General features: G+C 28.7%; 19 protein-coding genes. 16 read left to right on the forward strand and 3 right to left on the reverse strand.

What is annotated here, in order from left to right:
• The first annotated feature begins 115 nt into the window (after nt 1-115).
• Both VLM92_RS01035 and VLM92_RS01040 read left to right on the forward strand, forming a co-directional pair.
• Nucleotides 116-1,288 (forward strand): double-cubane-cluster-containing anaerobic reductase, encoded by a 1,173-nt coding sequence (locus tag VLM92_RS01035; RefSeq protein ID WP_325274497.1) that lies wholly within the window; start codon nt 116-118, stop codon nt 1,286-1,288.
• Between the two features lie 8 nt (nt 1,289-1,296).
• On the forward strand, nt 1,297-2,052 hold the full coding sequence (locus tag VLM92_RS01040) for an acyl-CoA dehydratase activase (RefSeq protein WP_325274498.1): 756 nt from the start codon (nt 1,297-1,299) through the stop codon (nt 2,050-2,052).
• A gap of 149 nt (nt 2,053-2,201) precedes the next feature.
• Here the strand turns inward: VLM92_RS01040 and VLM92_RS01045 are convergent, their stop codons facing one another.
• A complete protein-coding gene (locus tag VLM92_RS01045) occupies nt 2,202-3,263 on the reverse strand; it encodes a hypothetical protein (RefSeq protein ID WP_325274499.1) in 1,062 nt (353 codons plus the stop codon).
• Nucleotides 3,264-3,552: 289 nt separating this feature from the next.
• Here VLM92_RS01045 and VLM92_RS01050 point away from each other — a divergent pair, with 289 nt between their 5' ends.
• The 11 genes from VLM92_RS01050 (at nt 3,553) to VLM92_RS01100 (ending at nt 14,796) form a co-directional block, all read left to right on the forward strand.
• Nucleotides 3,553-3,750, forward strand: coding sequence for a hypothetical protein (locus tag VLM92_RS01050; RefSeq protein WP_325274500.1), 198 nt, complete (start codon nt 3,553-3,555; stop codon nt 3,748-3,750).
• A gap of 80 nt (nt 3,751-3,830) precedes the next feature.
• Nucleotides 3,831-4,610 carry an NAD(P)H-dependent oxidoreductase gene (locus VLM92_RS01055; RefSeq protein ID WP_325274501.1) on the forward strand — a complete coding sequence of 260 codons (780 nt, stop codon included), beginning with the start codon at nt 3,831-3,833 and terminating at the stop codon, nt 4,608-4,610.
• 176 nt (nt 4,611-4,786) lie between these two features.
• Nucleotides 4,787-5,725, forward strand: a complete 939-nt coding sequence (locus tag VLM92_RS01060) for a serine/threonine-protein kinase (protein WP_325274502.1) — start codon at nt 4,787-4,789, stop codon at nt 5,723-5,725.
• A gap of 274 nt (nt 5,726-5,999) precedes the next feature.
• A complete protein-coding gene (locus tag VLM92_RS01065; protein WP_325274503.1) occupies nt 6,000-6,845 on the forward strand; it encodes a substrate-binding domain-containing protein in 846 nt (281 codons plus the stop codon).
• A 178-nt stretch (nt 6,846-7,023) separates the two neighbouring features.
• The gene (gene rbsK / locus VLM92_RS01070; protein WP_325274504.1) at nt 7,024-7,932 is read left to right on the forward strand and encodes a ribokinase; all 909 of its coding nucleotides are present in this window, start codon (nt 7,024-7,026) and stop codon (nt 7,930-7,932) included.
• 4 nt (nt 7,933-7,936) lie between these two features.
• Nucleotides 7,937-8,332 (forward strand): D-ribose pyranase, encoded by a 396-nt coding sequence (gene rbsD, locus VLM92_RS01075; protein WP_325274505.1) that lies wholly within the window; start codon nt 7,937-7,939, stop codon nt 8,330-8,332.
• Nucleotides 8,333-9,826, forward strand: a complete 1,494-nt coding sequence (gene rbsA / locus VLM92_RS01080; RefSeq protein WP_325274506.1) for a ribose ABC transporter ATP-binding protein RbsA — start codon at nt 8,333-8,335, stop codon at nt 9,824-9,826.
• 2 nt (nt 9,827-9,828) lie between these two features.
• Entirely contained in the window at nt 9,829-10,788 is a 960-nt protein-coding gene (gene rbsC / locus VLM92_RS01085) for a ribose ABC transporter permease (protein WP_325274507.1), read from the forward strand.
• Nucleotides 10,789-10,822: 34 nt separating this feature from the next.
• A complete protein-coding gene (rbsB, locus tag VLM92_RS01090) occupies nt 10,823-11,719 on the forward strand; it encodes a ribose ABC transporter substrate-binding protein RbsB (protein WP_331681650.1) in 897 nt (298 codons plus the stop codon).
• A 249-nt stretch (nt 11,720-11,968) separates the two neighbouring features.
• Nucleotides 11,969-13,651, forward strand: a complete 1,683-nt coding sequence (locus tag VLM92_RS01095) for an N-acetylmuramoyl-L-alanine amidase (RefSeq protein WP_325274508.1) — start codon at nt 11,969-11,971, stop codon at nt 13,649-13,651.
• A gap of 296 nt (nt 13,652-13,947) precedes the next feature.
• Nucleotides 13,948-14,796 (forward strand): SH3 domain-containing protein, encoded by an 849-nt coding sequence (locus tag VLM92_RS01100; RefSeq protein WP_325274509.1) that lies wholly within the window; start codon nt 13,948-13,950, stop codon nt 14,794-14,796.
• Nucleotides 14,797-14,852: 56 nt separating this feature from the next.
• Here VLM92_RS01100 and VLM92_RS01105 read toward each other — a convergent pair whose 3' ends face one another.
• Both VLM92_RS01105 and VLM92_RS01110 read right to left on the reverse strand, forming a co-directional pair.
• Nucleotides 14,853-15,032: a hypothetical protein gene (locus tag VLM92_RS01105; RefSeq protein WP_325274510.1), complete on the reverse strand. Its 180-nt coding sequence runs from the start codon at nt 15,030-15,032 to the stop codon at nt 14,853-14,855.
• A 163-nt stretch (nt 15,033-15,195) separates the two neighbouring features.
• On the reverse strand, nt 15,196-16,305 hold the full coding sequence (locus VLM92_RS01110) for a DEAD/DEAH box helicase (protein ID WP_325274511.1): 1,110 nt from the start codon (nt 16,303-16,305) through the stop codon (nt 15,196-15,198).
• A gap of 281 nt (nt 16,306-16,586) precedes the next feature.
• Here VLM92_RS01110 and VLM92_RS01115 point away from each other — a divergent pair, with 281 nt between their 5' ends.
• The 3 genes from VLM92_RS01115 to tsf all read left to right on the forward strand — a co-directional run.
• On the forward strand, nt 16,587-17,777 hold the full coding sequence (locus VLM92_RS01115; protein ID WP_325274512.1) for a D-alanyl-D-alanine carboxypeptidase family protein: 1,191 nt from the start codon (nt 16,587-16,589) through the stop codon (nt 17,775-17,777).
• 220 nt (nt 17,778-17,997) lie between these two features.
• Nucleotides 17,998-18,711, forward strand: a complete 714-nt coding sequence (gene rpsB, locus VLM92_RS01120; RefSeq protein ID WP_325274513.1) for a 30S ribosomal protein S2 — start codon at nt 17,998-18,000, stop codon at nt 18,709-18,711.
• Nucleotides 18,712-18,780: 69 nt separating this feature from the next.
• Nucleotides 18,781-19,636, forward strand: an 856-nt coding sequence (tsf, locus tag VLM92_RS01125; RefSeq protein WP_325274514.1) for a translation elongation factor Ts, incomplete at its 3' end; no start/stop codon positions are given.

Here is a 19,636-nt window from a genome sequence, read left to right on the forward strand (position 1 = left end):
TATAAATTATATCTATAGTAGCAATAAAGATTATAGATATAAACATTAACACAATGCTGTGAAAAATGATAAAATTTTAATTATAAGGAAGAAAATATTAAAAGGGGGCAATTATATGATGAATTTACCAGATAAATTTGAAAGTTTTAATGAGGCAAGAAGAACGGGTTTTATAAAAGCTAAAGAACTTAAAGAAAGTGGTAAAAAGATGGTTGGAGTATTTTGTACATATACACCAGTAGAGATACCAATGGCAGCGGGAGCTGTTACAGTTGGAGTTTGTGGAGTAAGTGAAGAGCCAATTCCAGAGGCTGAAAAAGTACTTCCAAGAAACCTTTGTCCACTTATAAAATCAAGTTATGGACATGCTATAACAGATACTTGTCCGTATTTTTATTTCTCAGATATGTTAATAGGAGAAACTACTTGCGATGGTAAGAAAAAAATGTATGAGGAATTAGGTAAAGTTAAGCCAACTCATGTAATGCACTTACCTAATATGCAAAGGGGAGAGTATACATATAAACTTTGGAAAGAAGAAATGAAAATATTAAAAGAAGAAACAGAAAAAGCTTTAGGTGTAACTATTAGCGAAGAAGATATAAAAGAAGCTATTAAAGATAAAAATGAAGAAAGACGATTATTAAAGGAATACTATGAACTTGCTAAATTAAAACCATCGGCTTTAACAGGTATGGAACTTCATCAAGTATTATATCAATCAGGATTTAAATTTGATAGAAATGAACTTAAAGCAGAATTAAGAAAACTTATAGATTCTATGAAACAAAGATACGAAGAAGGAAATTGTCCAGTAGATAAAGATAAACCAAGAATACTTATAACAGGATCTCCAATAGGTGGAATAAGTGAAAAAATAATAAAAACAATAGAAGATAGTGGAGCATCAATAGTAGCTTATGAACTTTGTGGAGCTATAAGAAATAATGATTTACTAGTTGATGAAGAAAATGAAGATGTATATGATGCATTAACACAGAAATACATAAGCATAGGATGTTCTTGTATGATGCACAATGACAATAGAGTTGAAATGTTAGATAGATTAGTAGATGAATATCAAGTAGATGGAGTTATAGATGTTGTGCTTCAAGCTTGTCATACATTTAATGTTGAAAGCTATAGAATAAAGGAATTTATGAATAATAAAAAGAATATACCATACATGGCAATAGAAACTGATTACTCTAAATCTGATACAGAGCAATTAAGAACTAGATTTGAAGCATTTATAGAAATGATTGAAGATGGAGTATGCGTAAAATAGGAGGATATATGTATAGTATAGGCATTGATTCGGGATCTGTGGCAACTAAGGGAGTATTATTTGATGGAGAAAAAATAGTAAAAAAAATAATAATACCAACAGGTTGGAGTCCAAAGACTACTTCAAAACAAGTTTATGAAATTTTAAGTGAAGACATAGATAAAAGCAAAATAAAAAAAATAGTAGGAACAGGTTATGGTAGAATTAGTATGGACTTTGTAAATAAAAAAGTTACGGAAATTACATGCCATACAAAAGGAATACATTTTTTAAATAAAAACATCAGAACTATTCTTGATGTAGGTGGACAAGATAGTAAAGTGATAAATTTAGATAATGATGGAAATATATCTAATTTTATAATGAATGATAAATGTGCGGCTGGAACAGGAAGATTTCTAGAAATAACTTCAAATATTTTAGGAAGTGATATAGAAGGTATTGATAATCTAGCAAAAGACAGTGAGCCAGTTAATATATCTTCTATGTGCACAGTTTTTGCTGAAAGTGAAATAGTTAGCTTACTTGCAAAAAATGTTAGCAAAGAAAAAATAGCATCAGGAATTTTAAAATCTATTGCAAATAAATCAACGGCTATGCTAAATCGTGGTGAAATTGTAGATGAAATTGCATTCACTGGAGGACTTGCTAAAAGTAAGGTTCTTGTTAGTATGGTTGAAGAATCTTTAGGTAAAAATTTATTTATCGCACAAGATACTCAAATAGTGGGAGCTTTAGGAGCTGCAGTAATTGGATTTAAATAAAATTCGCTCCGCTCATGTCGCCAACGACCTTGAGAATCAGGTCCGTTGCTCAAATAGATATCCCCCTAGTGAAAACACTAGGGGGATATTATATTAAATTAATGTATTAAGGGGTATATAATACAAAAACTTTTGATAGCAAGATTTTTTTATAAATTTATTATATTTTTATAAAAGTCGATACTAATATCTTTTAAAGAAATTTTACTAGGATTAAAACCAGTTTTTTTTAAATAATTGTAAAAATCTAAATCATATACATAACTAGCATTCTCATAAGTACTGCCGTAATATTTATAGTCTAGAAATTTTGAAAAACCAGAAATTAAATTTTCAGCACACCAATCATTAAAAGTATAAGAATCTTTTGCAAAATCATTATACATAGACATAAGCTTTTTATCAGATTTTAATTGATTACAAATATCTAAAAATTCATCACTATTAGTAAAAGTATCAAATAAATGACGAGAGTATTTATAAAAAGGTATACTGACGATATCTATTGCAGTTGTATTTGAATTTATTGTAGATACCATTATATTGTTATATTCAAAAGATTGAGACTCAAAGGGATTTAAATTATAATACATTACAGATTTATAATCCTGCTTTAATTTAATACCTGAAGAAGTTTCTACAAAATTCATTACATCAACATCATTGTCAGATAGTTTTTGATTTAAATCAATAGCTTTTTCAGTATATTTATCTTCATTTTTTTTTAGATAAGACTTAAAATGCTCATCATAAAAATAAGTAAAAAACTTGTCCACATCTTTCTTTAAAAAATTAGATAAATTTAGATATTTATCAGAATTTAATGTATTTAATATTTCATCAATAGAAGCATCATCATTTAAATTTATAACGGCGTTTGTATATTCCCAAGTATCTTTAGATGTAAATATATTTTCAAGGCAATTTCTCATTTCATCATCCATGTTAGAATAGGTATTCTTAAGCCATTTATAATGTGAATGAGCTTCTTTTGAAGTTTCTTTGTATAAGCTTTCATTAAAATAACTTGGATTTCCTATATTGGTATTATATATTTCATAAGCCGTTTGAATTAGTGAAATTTTTAAAGAAAGGCCTTTTATAACTATATCAGAATTATAAGTTTGAGAGTCAGTATTAGTATCTGTACATCCTGTAAAAATAAGTATTAGGAATATATTTAAAGCAAGCAAAAGCTTTTTAAACTTCAAATTACCACTCTCCTTCATAAGACTATATATAGTAAATTGGCCTTTAAAATTAAAATTCCTTTTAAAATAATTCAACAGTAAATTTATATAAAAATCAAAAAAATAAATGAAAAATGTCTATAAATGAAGTTTGTAAGGTTAAAATGATTTATTTGGTTGATATATATGATATAAAAAGTTTATAATTTGGAAAATTGAGTATATTATTATAAATTAGCTTTGCTAATAAATTTAAAATATAAGGAAAAACTAATAAAATTAATAAATTAAGGATGTGAAAACAATTAACATGAAAGAAGAATTTGATATACTTAATAACTTCTTAAATAAAAAAAAATTAACTTATAGCGAGTTTAATGATCTTATAGGAAATTATTTTGTAAAAGACTATGAAGAATTAGAAGACAATTATTATTTAATAGAAATTATAACTAATTCTATACCAGGAAAAAATTATTATACAGACTATATAGAAATTATTAATTAAAGATTATAAACACGAATCTGGATATATTCGTATACCTATATAACAGTATAATCAGTTATAATAACAAAGGGGGGATATAAATGAAAATATTGATAATTCACGGAAGTCCTAGAAGAGGCAATACTTGGGATGTATTAAATTTAGTTAAAGAAAAAATAGATAAAAAAATAGATGTAGAATACGATATATTAGAACTAAGCAAAGTAAAACTAGGAACATGCATAGGATGTTTTAATTGTATTTTAAAAGGTGAAGAAAAATGTCCTCACTTTGAAACAATGCAAAATATTACACAAAGGATAGAAGATTGTGATGCAATAATAATAACATCTCCAGTATATTCACTACAAATATCAGGAATACTAAAAAACTTCATAGATCACATGTCTTACAACTTCCATAGACCCAAATATTTTACCAAAAAAGCATTTATAATAACAACAACAGCAGGAGTAAGCGAAAAGAAAATAGCAAATTACTTAGAAGAAGTATTAAACTTTTGGGGGATAACAACTGTATACAAATTACCGCTTAAATATAGAGATGGTATATTAGAAAAAGATAAGAAAAAAGTAGATGATGAAGTAAATAAATTTATAAATAGCATTAAAAACTCAACATATAAAGTTCCAACTTTTAAAAATATAGCATATTACAATGCTTGGAGAAGTATGTCTATAAAAATGTATGAAAAAGGATGTCCAGATTATGATTATTGGATAGAAAGTGAGTTATATAAATACAGTTATCATCCAGATATAAAAATAGGAAAATTAAAAGACTTATTCGGGAATATATTATATAAAACAATGATAAAAGCAATGGCTAAAAATAAACAACAAGTATCAAATAATGAATAAAAATAAAACTAAAGTAAACTCATCAAAAACCGTACATATAAAATATGTACAGTTTTTAAATTGCAAAAAAATACTCTAAAAAACAAAATATTAAAAATATAGAAAAAATATACAAAAATTGGTACAATTATAGACATATGGTGTTTTAATAAAGGCTGGAAGTGGGGAGTTTGTAATTGAATTTTATAGGCAATAGATATGAATTATTAAACAACGAGGACAATATAGAGCTAAACAAAATATATAAAGCAAGAGATGCTTATGATAATAAAAAAGTATTAATAAAAATAATAGAAGAAAACCCTAACATATGTGAAAATTTTATATCAAACTTAATAGATGAAGGAACAATGTTACATCAAATAGATTCACCATATATATTAAAAACTATAGATGTGGGAATACACTGTACAGAGTTAACTACACTTTATTACATGGTAAGTGAATATTACGAAGGAATAGCTTTAGAAGATGTAATACGTGGAAACTATCTACACTTAGAAGCTATAGTAAGCATAGCTACTCAAATAGTAAAAGCTTTAGAAATAGTACACGAACATAATATGTATCATGGAGACTTAAACCCAAGTAATATAATGGTAGATAAATGGCATAACGTGAAAATTTGTAATTTTGGAACTGCAAAAGCAAATCATGGAGTAAATATAAGAGCATGTGGGCAAATAAAATATTTATCTCCGCATCAATTATGCATAAACTATACTGACTTAGAAAGTGATTTTTTTGCATTAGGACTTATATTATTTGAAGCTATATTTAAAAAGCTACCTTTTAATCAATGTGAAAATGAATCACAAATGCTTAAAAACATTGATAAAGGTGTTAATTGGAGAGAGTTAAAAGCTATTAATGGGAATGATAAACTTATAAATATTATAAAAAAACTTTTAAATAGAACTGAAAAATACACTAATACACAAGATATAATAATAGATTTAAGCTTAGTTATGTATGAAAAAGCCTATATAGAAGAGAATATGAAAAATGAAATAGGAACAATAAAAACTAAAAAAGTTGTATTTAGAAAAAATAAAAAAATATTAGCAGTTGCAATGATTAGTTTAGTATTTTTTATGTTATTAAGTATGATATAAATAAAACCGTACACAAAAATGTGTGCGGTTTTATTTATATATATAAAAAAACAAAATTTTACATTGGATTTAAATAAATAATAAAATATAAATATAATGCAACAAAGTAAAATGTCGAAAATTATACGAATTTAATATAAAAAGTGGAAAAAGATATCAAAATAGAAAATGAAACTATATTGTACTAAAAAATATGCAATGATATACTTTACAAGGGAAATGGCAAAATGTTTTTTTGAAGAATTATTGTTAGTATAATTTAAGGGGAGCAAAAATGAGTAAGAAATTTTTTCAATTATTAATGCTAGGCATGCTTAGTGTATCTATGGTAGCGTGTTCATCAACATATAAAAAAGAAACTACGCAAAACAAGGTAGAAATATCAAAAGAAATAATATTAGCTACAACTACTAATTTAGAAGATACGGGATTCTTAGAAGATACATTAAAAGATTTTGAAAAAGAAAATAATGTAGATGTAAAAGTAGTAGCAAAAGGAACTGGTGAATCTTTAGAACTAGGAAAAAGAAAAGATGCAGATGTACTATTTATAAATGCTAAAGATAAAGAAGGAGAATTTATAGAAAAAGGGTATGGAGTAGATAGAAGTGAAATAATGTATGACTACTTTGTAGTAGTAGGACCAAAAGGTGAAGAACACAATGAAAATTTAAAACAAATGAATGTTGAAGATGTATTTAAATATATAAAACAAAATAATTTAAATTTTTTATCTAGAGGAGATGTATCTGGAACTCATATAAAAGAATTATCTATCTGGGAAAATAGTGGAGTTGAAAATGAATTTGAAAACTACAATGAAGTAGATAAAGGAATGGAAGCTACTTTACAAATGGCTAGTGAAATGAGAGCATATACACTAACTAATATAGGTACATATTTAGCAACTAAAGATAATTTAGACTTAGAGATAGTAAAGCAAGCTGATGAAAGCTTAAAGAATGTTTATAGTATAGTTACAATATCTGACTTAGACGAAGAAAGAAAAGAAATAGCTGATAAATTAGTAAAATACTATAAGTCAGAAAAACTACAAAATCAAATAAAAAAATATGGAGTAGATAAGCACAAAGAAGCTTTATTTTATGTTTTTGAATAAGTAAATAAAAAACACCTATTATAAAAAAATTTATAATAGGTGTTTTTTTATGTAAAAATATGAATTTTAATAAACAAATGTGTTGCACTAAATAAATAAATATGATATTCTATAAAAAATAAAATTAATAATAAAACAAAACAATTGATATAGATTATACTTATTAGGAGGTATTACTTTGAAAAAAATATGCGTTATAGGCAGTTTAAATATGGATTTAGTAGTAAAAGTGCACACAATGCCTAAAGGCGGACAAACTTTAATCGGACAAAACTTCAAGGAAGTACCAGGCGGAAAAGGTGCTAATCAAGCAGTTGCAATGGCGAGACTAAATGGAAACGTATCTATGATAGGTAAAGTTGGAAATGATGGATTTGGACAAACTTTAATAAATGCACTTAAAAATGACAATGTAAATACAGATTATATAAAAGTAGAAGAAGGACCAAGTGGAGTAGCACTTATAACAGTAGATAAAAATGCGGAAAACTGTATAGTGGTAGCACCAGGAGCAAACTTCAAATTAACAAAAGATGATATAGATAAAAACATAGAAGCAATAATAAATAGTGACATAGTAGTGGTACAACTTGAAACACCAATTGATACTGTAAAGTATGCACTAAAAAAAGCAAAAGAATTAGGGAAATACACAATATTAAACCCAGCACCAGCAGTAAAACTTGAAGATGAATTAATACAAAATATTGATTTATTAACACCTAATGAAACAGAACTTGAAATAATAAGTGGTGTAGAAGTAAAGTGTGAAGAAGATATACAAAAGGCTGCACAAAAGATGATAGAAAAAGGTGTAAAAGAACTTATAGTAACATTAGGTTCAAAAGGAAGCTTATATATAAATAAAGAAAAAAGTATATTCAAAGATGTATACAAAGTACAAGCGGTAGACACAACAGCAGCAGGAGATAGCTACACAGGCGCATTAGCTGTAGCATTTGCAAATGGAAAAGATGTAGAGCAGGCAATGGACTTTGCATCAAAAGTAGGAGCACTAAGTGTTATGAAAGAAGGAGCACAAAGCTCGCTACCAACATTAAAAGAAGTAGAAAGCTTCAGGGGGTAACGGCATGAGAAAGACAAAATTAATAAACAGCGAAATATCATACACAATATCAAAAATGGGACATACAGATAGCTTAACAATAGGAGATTGTGGTCTACCAATACCGGAAAATGTAAATAGAATAGATTTAGCATTAAAATACGGAGTGCCAACATTTTTAGAAACCCTAGACACGATACTAGAAGAGTTATGTGTAGAAGAAATAATAATAGCAAGTGAAATAAAAGAAAAGAACGTAGAAATGTATAAAGAAATATCAAAAAGATTTGAAAATATAAAAATAAACGAAGTATCTCACGAAGAATTCAAAAACTTAACAAAAGAAAGTAAAGCAGTAGTAAGAAGTGGCGAATGTAGCCCATACGCAAATATAATACTAAAGTCGGGAGTGGTATTTTAGATGAATAAACCTATTCTAAAGATGACAAATATAGTAAAAGAGTTTCCAGGGGTTAAAGCTTTAGATGGAGTAAATTTAGAGTTATATGAAGGGTCAGTAATGGCCATAATGGGGGAAAATGGAGCGGGAAAATCTACACTTATGAAAATACTAAGTGGAGTTTATAAAAAAGATGGTGGAGAAATTTATTATAAAGGTAAATTAGAAGATATAAAAGGTCCAAAAGATGCTCAAGAAAAAGGAATCGCTATAATACATCAAGAGTTAAACTTAATACATGACCTTACTATAGGTGAAAATATATTTTTAGGAAGAGAACCAAAGGGAGCTTTTGGAAAAATAAATTGGACTAAGTTACATGAAGATGCAGACAAGTTTTTAAAAAAATTAAATGTAAAAAGTAGTTCTAAAGAATTATTAGGAAGTTTAAGTATAGGTCAACAACAGATGGTTGAAATAGCTAAGGCATTGTCTTTAAATGCTCAAATAATAATAATGGATGAGCCAACAGATGCGTTAACAGATAAAGAAACGGAAAGTTTATTTAAAGTTATAAAAGAACTTAAAAATGAAGGAAAGTCTATAGTTTATATATCACATAGATTAAAAGAAATATTTGAAATATGTGAATCTATAACAGTAATAAGAGATGGTAAATATGTTGGATATGAAAAAATAGAAAACATAGATGAAGATAAAATGATAGAAATGATGGTTGGAAGAAAGTTAACTGATCAATTCCCAAAAATAAAAGCAGATAAAAAAGATATAACACTAGAAGTTAAAAACTTAAAAAATGAATATGTAAATGATATATCTTTTAATGTAGCTGGCGGAGAAATAGTAGGTATAGCAGGACTTATGGGAGCAGGTAGAACAGAACTTGCCAAAACTATATATGGATACTTCAAAAAGCAAAGTGGAGAAGTTTATGTAAAAGGAAACAAAGTTGAAAATAAATCTGCTAAAGATGGACTTAAAAATGGTATTGCATATGTATCTGAGGATAGAAAGGGAGATGGGTTAATACTTGGTTTATCTGTAAAGGAAAATATGAGTATATCTTCTCTTGATAAAGTTTCATCTGTATTTAAAGTTAATAAACAAAAAGAATTAAATGAAGTTAAAAGCTATATAAAGAAGATGAATATAAAAACTCCTAGCGAAAACCAAATAATAAAGAATTTAAGTGGTGGAAATCAACAAAAAGTTGCAATAGCAAAAGCACTTATGACAAACCCTGATGTTTTAATACTGGATGAACCTACAAGAGGAGTAGATGTAGGAGCTAAAAAGGAAATATATGATCTTATAAATGAACTTAAAAAAGAAGGTAAGGCAATAATTATGATATCTTCTGAGATGCCTGAAATACTAGGAATGAGTGATAGAATATTAGTACTTAGTGAAGGGAAATTGACAGGAGAATTTGATAGGCAAGAAGCAAGTCAAGAAATAATATTAAAAAGTGCAGTCAGTACTAAGGAGGCATAAAAATGAGTAAGGCAGAATCGAAAAATATAAATATCAAGGATTTACTTATAGAATATAAATCACTTGTAGGGCTTTTAGGATTAGTAATTGTAGTAGCAATACTTAGCCCATCGTTTTTTACAATATCAAATCTTTTAAATGTATTTAGACAAACTTCTATAAATGCAGTTATAGCAGCAGGTATGACATTCGTTATCTTAACGGGAGGTATAGATTTATCTGTTGGATCAATACTTGCATTCAGTGGAGCTGTAGCAGCAAGTTGTTTAGCATCTGGTCAAAGTATGATAGTTACAGTAATTTTAACTTTAATCATTGGAGCAGGTGTAGGTTTATTAAACGGTATTATAATAAGTAAAGGAAAGTTACAACCATTCATAGCTACACTAGCAACAATGACAATTCTTAGAGGTGCTACATTAGTATTTACTGATGGTAAACCAATATCTATAGGAGTTAGTGAAGGAGCAATGGCTTTTGGTAAGATAGGTGGAGGATCAATGTTTGGTCTACCTACTCCAGTTATAATAATGATAGTAGTATTTGCTGTATGTTACTATATATTACACCAAACTAAAATAGGTAGACATACTTATGCACTTGGTGGAAATGAAGAAGCAACTAAGTTATCAGGACTTAATACTGATAAAATAAAAATATTTGTATATACAATGAGTGGGATATTGGCAGCAGTAGCAGGAATTATAGTAACTGCAAGATTATTCTCAGCACAACCAAATGCAGGTAATGGATATGAATTAGATGCAATAGCAGCAGTTGTTCTTGGGGGAACTAGACTTGCAGGTGGTAAAGGTAAGATAAGCGGTACAATAATAGGTGCATTAATAATAGGTATATTAAGTAATGCTCTTAACTTATTAAACGTATCATCTTATTTCCAAATGATAGCTAAGGGAATAGTTATATTAATAGCTGTACTTTTAGATAGAAAAAATGACTAATCAAAAACAAACATTAAAAGGAGAAATTAAAAAAATGAAAAAAATAATTTCAATGCTAATGGCACTAACTTTATCATTAGGAATACTAACAGGATGTTCATCAAATGATGGTGCAGGAAGTAAAAAAATTGGATTAATTGTATCTACTTTAAACAATCCTTTCTTTGTTACATTAAAAGAAGGTGCTGAGGCTAAGGCAAAAGAATTAGGATATGAATTAGTAGTATTAGATTCTCAAAACGATCCAGCAAAAGAAGTATCTAATATGGAAGATATAACTACTAAAGGTGTTTCTTTAATATTACTAAACCCAGTTGATTCAGATGCAGCAGCTGCATCAGTTCAAATAGCAAATGGCTCATCTATACCTGTTATTACTTTAGATAGAGCTGCTAATGGTGGTAAAGTTGAAACACACATAGCTTCAGATAATATAGCTGGTGGAAAAATGGCAGGAGAATATGTAGTAGAACAATTAGGTGGAAAAGGTAACATAGTAGAACTTGAAGGAATAGCAGGATCTTCTGCAGCTAGAGATAGAGGTCAAGGATTTGAACAAGGTATAAAGGGAAGTGGATTAAATCTAGTATCTAAGCAAACTGCTGATTTTGACAGAACAAAAGGATTATCTGTAATGGAGAATATATTACAAGGAAATAGTGATATAAAAGCTGTATTTGCACAAAATGATGAAATGGCTTTAGGAGCTCAAAAAGCTTTACAAGATAAAAAAATGACTGATGTATTAATAGTAGGATTTGATGCTACTGACGATGCTGTAAAAGCTGTTAAAGAAGGTAAATTAGGAGCAACTGTAGCTCAACAACCAGATTTAATAGGATCTTTAGGAGTAGAAACTGCTATAAAAGTAATAAATGGAGAAAAAACTGAAGAATTTATACCAGTAGAATTACAATTAATAACAAAATAGAATTTCAAAAAATAGCATTGCCAAATGAGGTGATGCTATTTTTTATTTGAACATGTAACCCAATATAAATTTAAATATATACAGGAAGCTTATAATAAATAGAAAAATGCAGTAATTTACCTTAATTGACTTAAAACAAGGTAATACGATATAATATATTAATAAAATGGAAATTAATTACAAATATATATAATATATGCATATAAAATAATATTTTGTATATTTATCGAAAATAGAGGGGTGAAATTATTGGGAAGAAAAATTAATAAGGCTGCAAAAAATATAGTAGCATGTAGTATGTTAGCTACAGTACCTGTTCTATCAAATGTAAGTATATCAAATGCAGGAAATAGCTTAGAATTAGAATTTTCATCTATAGCTGACAAATATAATCCAGAAGATATAATAGTTGAAAATGGCGTATCTATAAAAAAAGGTGAAACTCTAGATTTGTCAAAAAACCCAGGGTGGGAAATGTCAAATGATAAAACTGTTAAGATAGATGAAAATGGAATAGTACGCCCAATAAATGAGGGAACTGTATTTTTAAGTAAAGAAATAAATGAAAAAGTACATATAATAGAAGTTCATGTATCAAGTAGTCAAATTAAACTTATTGCTAGTGCAAGGATGGCAGCAGCAGTAGCACCAATAGCAACAGAAATAGAAACACCAACAGTAGACAGGGATTACTACAAAGTATTTGTGGATCCAGGTCATGGAGGAAATGATAATGGAGCAAGTGGTTTTGGATATTTAGAAGATGAACTAAATTTACAAGTAGCTAAAATTGTTGAAAGTAAGTTAAAACAAAAAGGAATAGAAGTAAAGATGAGTAGGACATCCGATGTATACTTATCTTTAACACAAAGAGCAAATATGGCAAATTCTTATGGAGCAGATGTATTTATATCTATACATCAAAATGCTGTAGATAACGAATCTGTAAGTGGAATAGAAACATATTATCATAGAGACAAAGCACAATATAAGCCATATAGTAATGAAATACAGGATAATGCAATACAAGAAACCGGTGTAAAAGATAGAGGTGTAAAACCATCTAACTATGGAGTTTTAAGAGAAACTACTATGCCTTCTTCATTATTTGAAAGTGGATTTATATCTAATAAAGAAGAAAGTGAAAAATTAGCAGATCCAGTATATCAAGATAAACTTGCATCTGCTATAGCAAATGGAGTAGAAACATATTTAAAAGAGAATATCATATTAAGTGGTAAGCCAACTGATCCACAAGAGAAACCACCAATAGGTGGAGTAATAAAAACAGGTGTAGTAACGGCGACAAGCTTAAACGTAAGAAGTGGATATGGTACATCATACTTAAGAATAGGATCACTATCAAAAGGAACAAAAGTAGAGGTCGTTGAAAGTAAAAATGGATGGTACAAGATAAAATATAAAACAGGATATGGGTGTGTATCAGCAGATTATATAGACTTAGGTGGTACTGAGTCAAAACCACCAACAATACCGGAAGAAAAACCACCGGTAGATGGAGTAATAAAAACAGGTGTAGTAAATGCGACAAGCTTAAATGTAAGAAGTGGATATGGTACATCATACTCAAAGATAGGATCACTATCAAAAGGAACAAAAGTAGAGGTCGTTGAAAGTAAAAACGGATGGTATAAGATAAAGTATAAAACAGGATATGGATGTGTATCAGCAGATTATGTAAACTTAGATAGTACGCAGTCAAAGCCACCAACAATACCTGAAGTAATAAAAACAGGTGTAGTAACGGCTACAAGCTTAAATGTAAGAAGTGGATATGGTACATCATACTCAAAGATAGGATCACTATTAAAAGGAACAAAAGTAGAGGTCGTTGAAAGTAAAAATGGATGGTACAAGATAAAATATAAAGCAGGATATGGATACGTATCAGGCGAATATATAACTTTATAATAAATCAAAAAACATATGGCCTTAAATAAAAGATCATATGTTTTTTATGTTATTAAAACTTAAAAAAATTATGCTATTAATATTTATAAAAAATAAACCTTGAAACCCTCTTTATAACGAAGTTTCACACTATAATATAAAATGCTATTCCTTTAGAAAAATTCTCAAAATGTTACCTTTTTGTAATAAAATTACAAAAAAGTGTTTACACACCAAAAACAAATGTATACTATATAATTATAGAAAGTTACAAAAAAGTAACAAAGATTTAAAATTGAGAAAATGGAGGGACTTTTATGATAAAGAAAACTATGTTACTAGGTGCATTACTTAGTACAGTTATATTTACACTAGGACCTACTGAAATATTTGCTGATAACACAGGAATAGTAACAGCTTATAAACTAAACGTAAGAAGCGGACCATCAACTAAATATAGCGTTGTAGGGTCTTTAAGTAAAAATAAAGAAGTAACAATATTAAGCAGTAGCCAAGGGTGGCACAAAGTAAGATTATCTAACAATAAAGAAGGTTGGACAAGTGGTAAATATATAAAAACAAGTCAAGAATCAAATTTAAACAATAACAGTAATACGGTAAGTAATACTACAAATAAAGCAGGTGTAGTAACAACTTATAAACTAAACGTAAGAAGTGGACCATCAACTAAATATGGAGTTGTAGGATCTTTAAGTAAAAATAAAATAGTAAAAATATTAAGCAGTAGCCAAGGATGGCACAAAGTAAGGTTGTCTAATAATAAAGAAGGTTGGGCAAGTGGTAAATATATAAAAACAAGTCAAGATTTAAATTCAAATTCCAACTCAGATAATTCTAATAATAATGGTATTAACAATAACTCTCCAAATCAAGATAAAAAAACTATAAGTGTAGAAGCAAGTGCATACACAGGATACAGTACAACATCAACAGGACAAAAACCGGTATGGGGAACAATAGCAGTTGATCCTAAGGTAATACCATATGGAACAAAAATATATATACCATACTTTAATAAAGTATTTGTAGCTAATGACTGTGGTGGAGCTATAAAAGGTAATAAAATAGATATATTTATGAATACAAGATCACAATGTTATGATTGGGGAAGAAGAACTATAGAAATACAAATTCTTGGGAAGTAACAGGCATAAATAAGGAGGGCACCTATGCCCCCCCTTTTGTGTATCAAAATAGACTTTTACTTTTTAAACTTACCTAGATATTTTTTGTTATTAAATAGTAACATAAGCAAACTTGAAATGATTCCTAAAACTGATAAAGCTACAAATATCAATTGATTTGAAGACCAAAATATATCAAAGGAAATCATACAAATTGTCATAGCCACTACTAACAAAATACCCAACAACCTATCCATCTAAAAAGATACTCCTCCTTTAAATTTACAAGCACTCGCAACGGCCTTTTGTAACATATATTTATGAAAAAAATTAGAACGTTGATTTAATGAGCGAAGTTAATTTTTTTATTTGATTTATGCTAAATATATAAATATAAATGATAATTATATTATACACAACTTATACATCTAATGTTCTTCTTTTTATTTTTAAATTTATATTACTTTCTATTTCATCTAACATTTTTTCATTTTTAGGATCTATAAATAAGCAAGTATATCCCTTTTCACCAGCTCTACCACATCTACCTATACGATGAACATAAGACTCAACACTTTCAGGTATATCATAATTATAAATATGACTAACACCACTAACATCTAAACCACGAGCAGCAACATCAGTAGCAATTAAATACTGAATATCAGCATTTCTAAAAGACTTCATGATTTTCTCGCGCTTAGATTGAGCTATATCACTATGAAGCTTTGCACAGTTAAATCCTTTTTTGTAAAGATCCTCTTCAAGTTTATCAACTCTTACCTTAGTTCTACAGAAAATTATTGCCATAAATGGATTATCTTCATTTAAAACACTGCATAGCGCCTCTTGTTTATGTCTATCTGTAGTTTCTACAACCTCTTGAACTATATTATCTAAAGTAATTTCCTTCTTTTGTATAGTAACAACACAAGGATCATTCATATATCTATAAGCTAATTTTTTAACTGCAGAATCCATAGTAGCAGAGAAGCATAACATTTGACGCTTCTTTGGTACAAAAGTCATAATAGACTCTATATCATTTTTAAAGCCCATAAAAAGCATCTCATCAGCTTCATCTAAAACTATTGTCTTTAATTTGCTAAGATCTACGGTCTTTCTCATAAGATGGTCTATAAGTCTACCTGGAGTAGCTATTATTAAATGTATATTTTTCTTAAGTTTTTTTAATTGAGAACCAATGTCCTTACCACCATAAGCTGCAAGAACACCAATATCCTTACCTTCTTTAAGTTTATTAGCTTCCTCAGTAATTTGTATAGCTAACTCTCTAGTAGGAGATATAACTAAAGCTTGTACATAATCCTTAGATGGATCTATATTTTCTAATATAGGAAGTAAAAAAGCTAAAGTCTTACCAGTACCAGTTTGAGCTTGAGCTATAACATCATTTCCGCTTTTTACAAGAGGAATACTTTCTTCTTGAACAGGAGTAGGGCTATTTATACCATTTTTATTTAAAACATTTATAATATCTTCATTAATTCCTAAATTTTTAAAATTCATAATCATTTACCTTTCATTTAAAACTATAATTTAATCAAACTATGCAAACAACACAAAAAAAGTGAAATTTTACCTTATAATAATAGCATAATAGGAAAATTAATACTAATAAATTTACAAATGCAATTTATTATACATTAATATAAGTTAAAGTACTTAATAATAGTATTAACATTAGTTAGCAAATAATTACTGATATATTATAAAGTCAAAAAGGAAAAAACTAATATATACTTATTAATCCAAATTAAACAAACTTACTAATCTAAGAAGGTGAAAAAATGAAAAATGGAGCCAAAAAATTACTAGTATTAAGTATCATCCTTGCATTTTTAACTCCACACCTAACATATGCTAAGGATAATAAGAATGTAGATAAGTTTTCAAAATCATCAATACTTATAGACCAAGATACTTCAAGGGTACTATATGAAAAGGATCCAGATACCAAAAGACCATTAGCTAGTTTAAGTAAGATGATGACCTTTTTAATTGCAATAGAGGCTATAGAAGATAATGAAGTTCAAAAAGACGACATAATCACTATAGATAAATCTACAGCAAAGGTTAGAGGATCAAGCTACAATTTAAAAGAAGGCGAAAAAGTACCATTAATAGAGCTTATGAAGGGACTTATGATAGTATCAGGAAACGATGCTGCAGTAGCAATAGCAAAACATATAGGAGGGGATGAACAAAAATTTATAAACAGAATGAATAAAAAATGCCAAGAAATTGGAATGGTAAACACTCATTTTGTTAATCCACATGGGCTTCCTATATATGATTTAGCTAATCCAACTAAACCACCTAAAGAAAATATATCAACAGCAAGAGATATAGTAAAATTAGGTAAATACATGTTTGATAATTATGAAAAAGAAGTAGTAGCAATAACGAATATGGAAATTTATTCATATCCTGATAGAAACTTTCAAAAACATAATACAAATGCTAGATTGCTTGGTATATTACCTGATGTAGACGGTATAAAGACTGGATATACAGGCAATGCTGGATACTGTTTATCTTTTTCTATGATAGTAAAAAAAGATGAAAAGAATGAAAAGCAACATAGACTTATAGGAGTGACTTTAGGAGCAAATCATAAAAACAAAAGGTTAGCAGCAGCTTTAGGTATGCTCAGACATGGAAAAGAAAACTTCTATACAAGTAAAGTAATGGATAAAGATAGGTTAATAGGTAAAAAATATATAAAAGGTATAAAAGAATTAGAAGTTAAACTTGTAACAGACGAAGAACTTTACGCAATACTTGGAAAAGAAGAAAACTTAAATTCACAAATTACATTTAAAGAAATAAGTTACCCAGTTAAAAAAGGTGACGTACTTGGTGTAATAAAATATTATACAGATAATGGAGAAATTTTAGGAAGTGTAAATATAGTTAGTGCAAACGATGTAGATCGGGCATCTTTTAGAAATAAAATAAAAATGATATTTACTGATTAGATATATATAAATTGTATATAAATTGTATATAAATTAGATAAAAAGAGATAAAAATAAAAGATTTAAAAAATATTGTAATTTAAAAATAGATATGATATACTACTAAAGGTGAAAAAATAAAAAATAAATCACACACGACAATGGGATCCTGGGAAGGTGCCCACAGCGGTTTTTTTGGGAGTTGATCATGTCGGAGGTATAAAACCAAGGAGGAAATATAATGTCAGTAATATCAATGAAACAATTATTAGAAGCTGGAGTTCACTTCGGACATCAAACAAGAAGATGGAACCCTAAAATGGCTAAGTATATATTCACAGAAAGAAACGGAATATATATAATAGACTTACAAAAAACAGTTAAGAAAGCTGAAGAAGCTTACAGAGCTATGAAAGAAGTAGCTGAAACTGGAAAGCCAGTTTTATTCGTAGGAACTAAGAAGCAAGCTCAAGATGCTATAAAAGAAGAAGCTGAAAGATGTGGAATGTTCTACGTTAACGAAAGATGGTTAGGTGGAATGTTAACAAACCACAAAACTATACAAACAAGAATAAAGAAATTAAGAGAATTAGACAAAATGGAAGCTGAAGGTGTATTCAACGTTCTTCCTAAAAAAGAAGTTATAAAATTAAGAGCTGAAAAAGAAAAATTAGAAAAATACTTAAACGGTATGAAAGATATGCCTGAATTACCAGGAGCTATGTTCGTAGTTGACCCAAGAAAAGAAAACATAGCTATACAAGAAGCTCACAGATTAGGAATTCCTGTATTCGGAATAGTAGATACTAACTGTGATCCAGAAGAATTAGACTTCGCTATACCAGGTAACGATGATGCTATAAGAGCTGTTAAATTAATAACTGCTGCTATGGCAACTGCTATAATAGAAGGTAGACAAGTTTCTGAAGAAGAAACAACTGAAGAGCAAGCATAATCAAAAAATAACAACTGAATGGTAAGGGTCTAAGCCCTTACCATTAATAATATATAGGAGGTAACTTAAATGGCGATAACTGCACAAATGGTTAAAGAGTTAAGAGAAAGTACTGGCGCTGGAATGATGGACTGTAAAAAAGCTTTACAAGAAGCTGAAGGAAACATGGAAAGAGCTATAGATATATTAAGAGAAAAAGGTTTATCAAAAGCTGCTAAGAAAGCTGATAGAGTAGCTGCAGAAGGATTAGTTTCTATAGAAATGAATGAAGATAACACAGTTGCTTCAATAGTAGAAGTAAACTCAGAAACAGATTTCGTTGCTAAAAACGAAGACTTCAAAACTTTCGTTAAGGATGCTGCTAAGATGGCTTTAGCTACTGACAAAGAAGACGTAGCTGGATTATTATCTGAAACTCATGCTGAAGGAATAGTTTTATCTGAAGTATTAAACAACAGAATAGCTACTATAGGAGAAAAGTTAGACTTAAGAAGATTCGTTAAAGTAACTACTGATGGACAAGTTGCTGGATACATACACGGTGGTGGAAAAATAGGTGTACTAGTTGAAATGAAAACTGCTGCAAGAGATGCAGAAGTTATAGCTATGGGAAGAGATATAGCAATGCAAGTAGCTGCTATGAATCCTAAGTACGTTTCAAGAAACGATGTAGACCAAGAATACATAGCTCACGAAACAGAAATATTAACTCAACAAGCTTTAAACGAAGGAAAGCCTGCTAACATAGTTGAGAAGATGATAAAAGGAAGATTAGAAAAACAATTAAAAGAAGTTTGTTTATTAGAACAACCTTTCGTTAAGAACCCTGATTTAACTATAAAGCAATTAGTTGCTGAAACTGCTAAAAAAGTAGGAGAAGAAATAGAAGTTGTTAGAGTCGTAAGATTCGAAGTTGGAGAAGGTA

It is taken from the genome of Romboutsia sp., assembly GCF_035470145.1.
Taxonomy (GTDB): Bacteria; Bacillota; Clostridia; order Peptostreptococcales; family Peptostreptococcaceae; genus Romboutsia_D.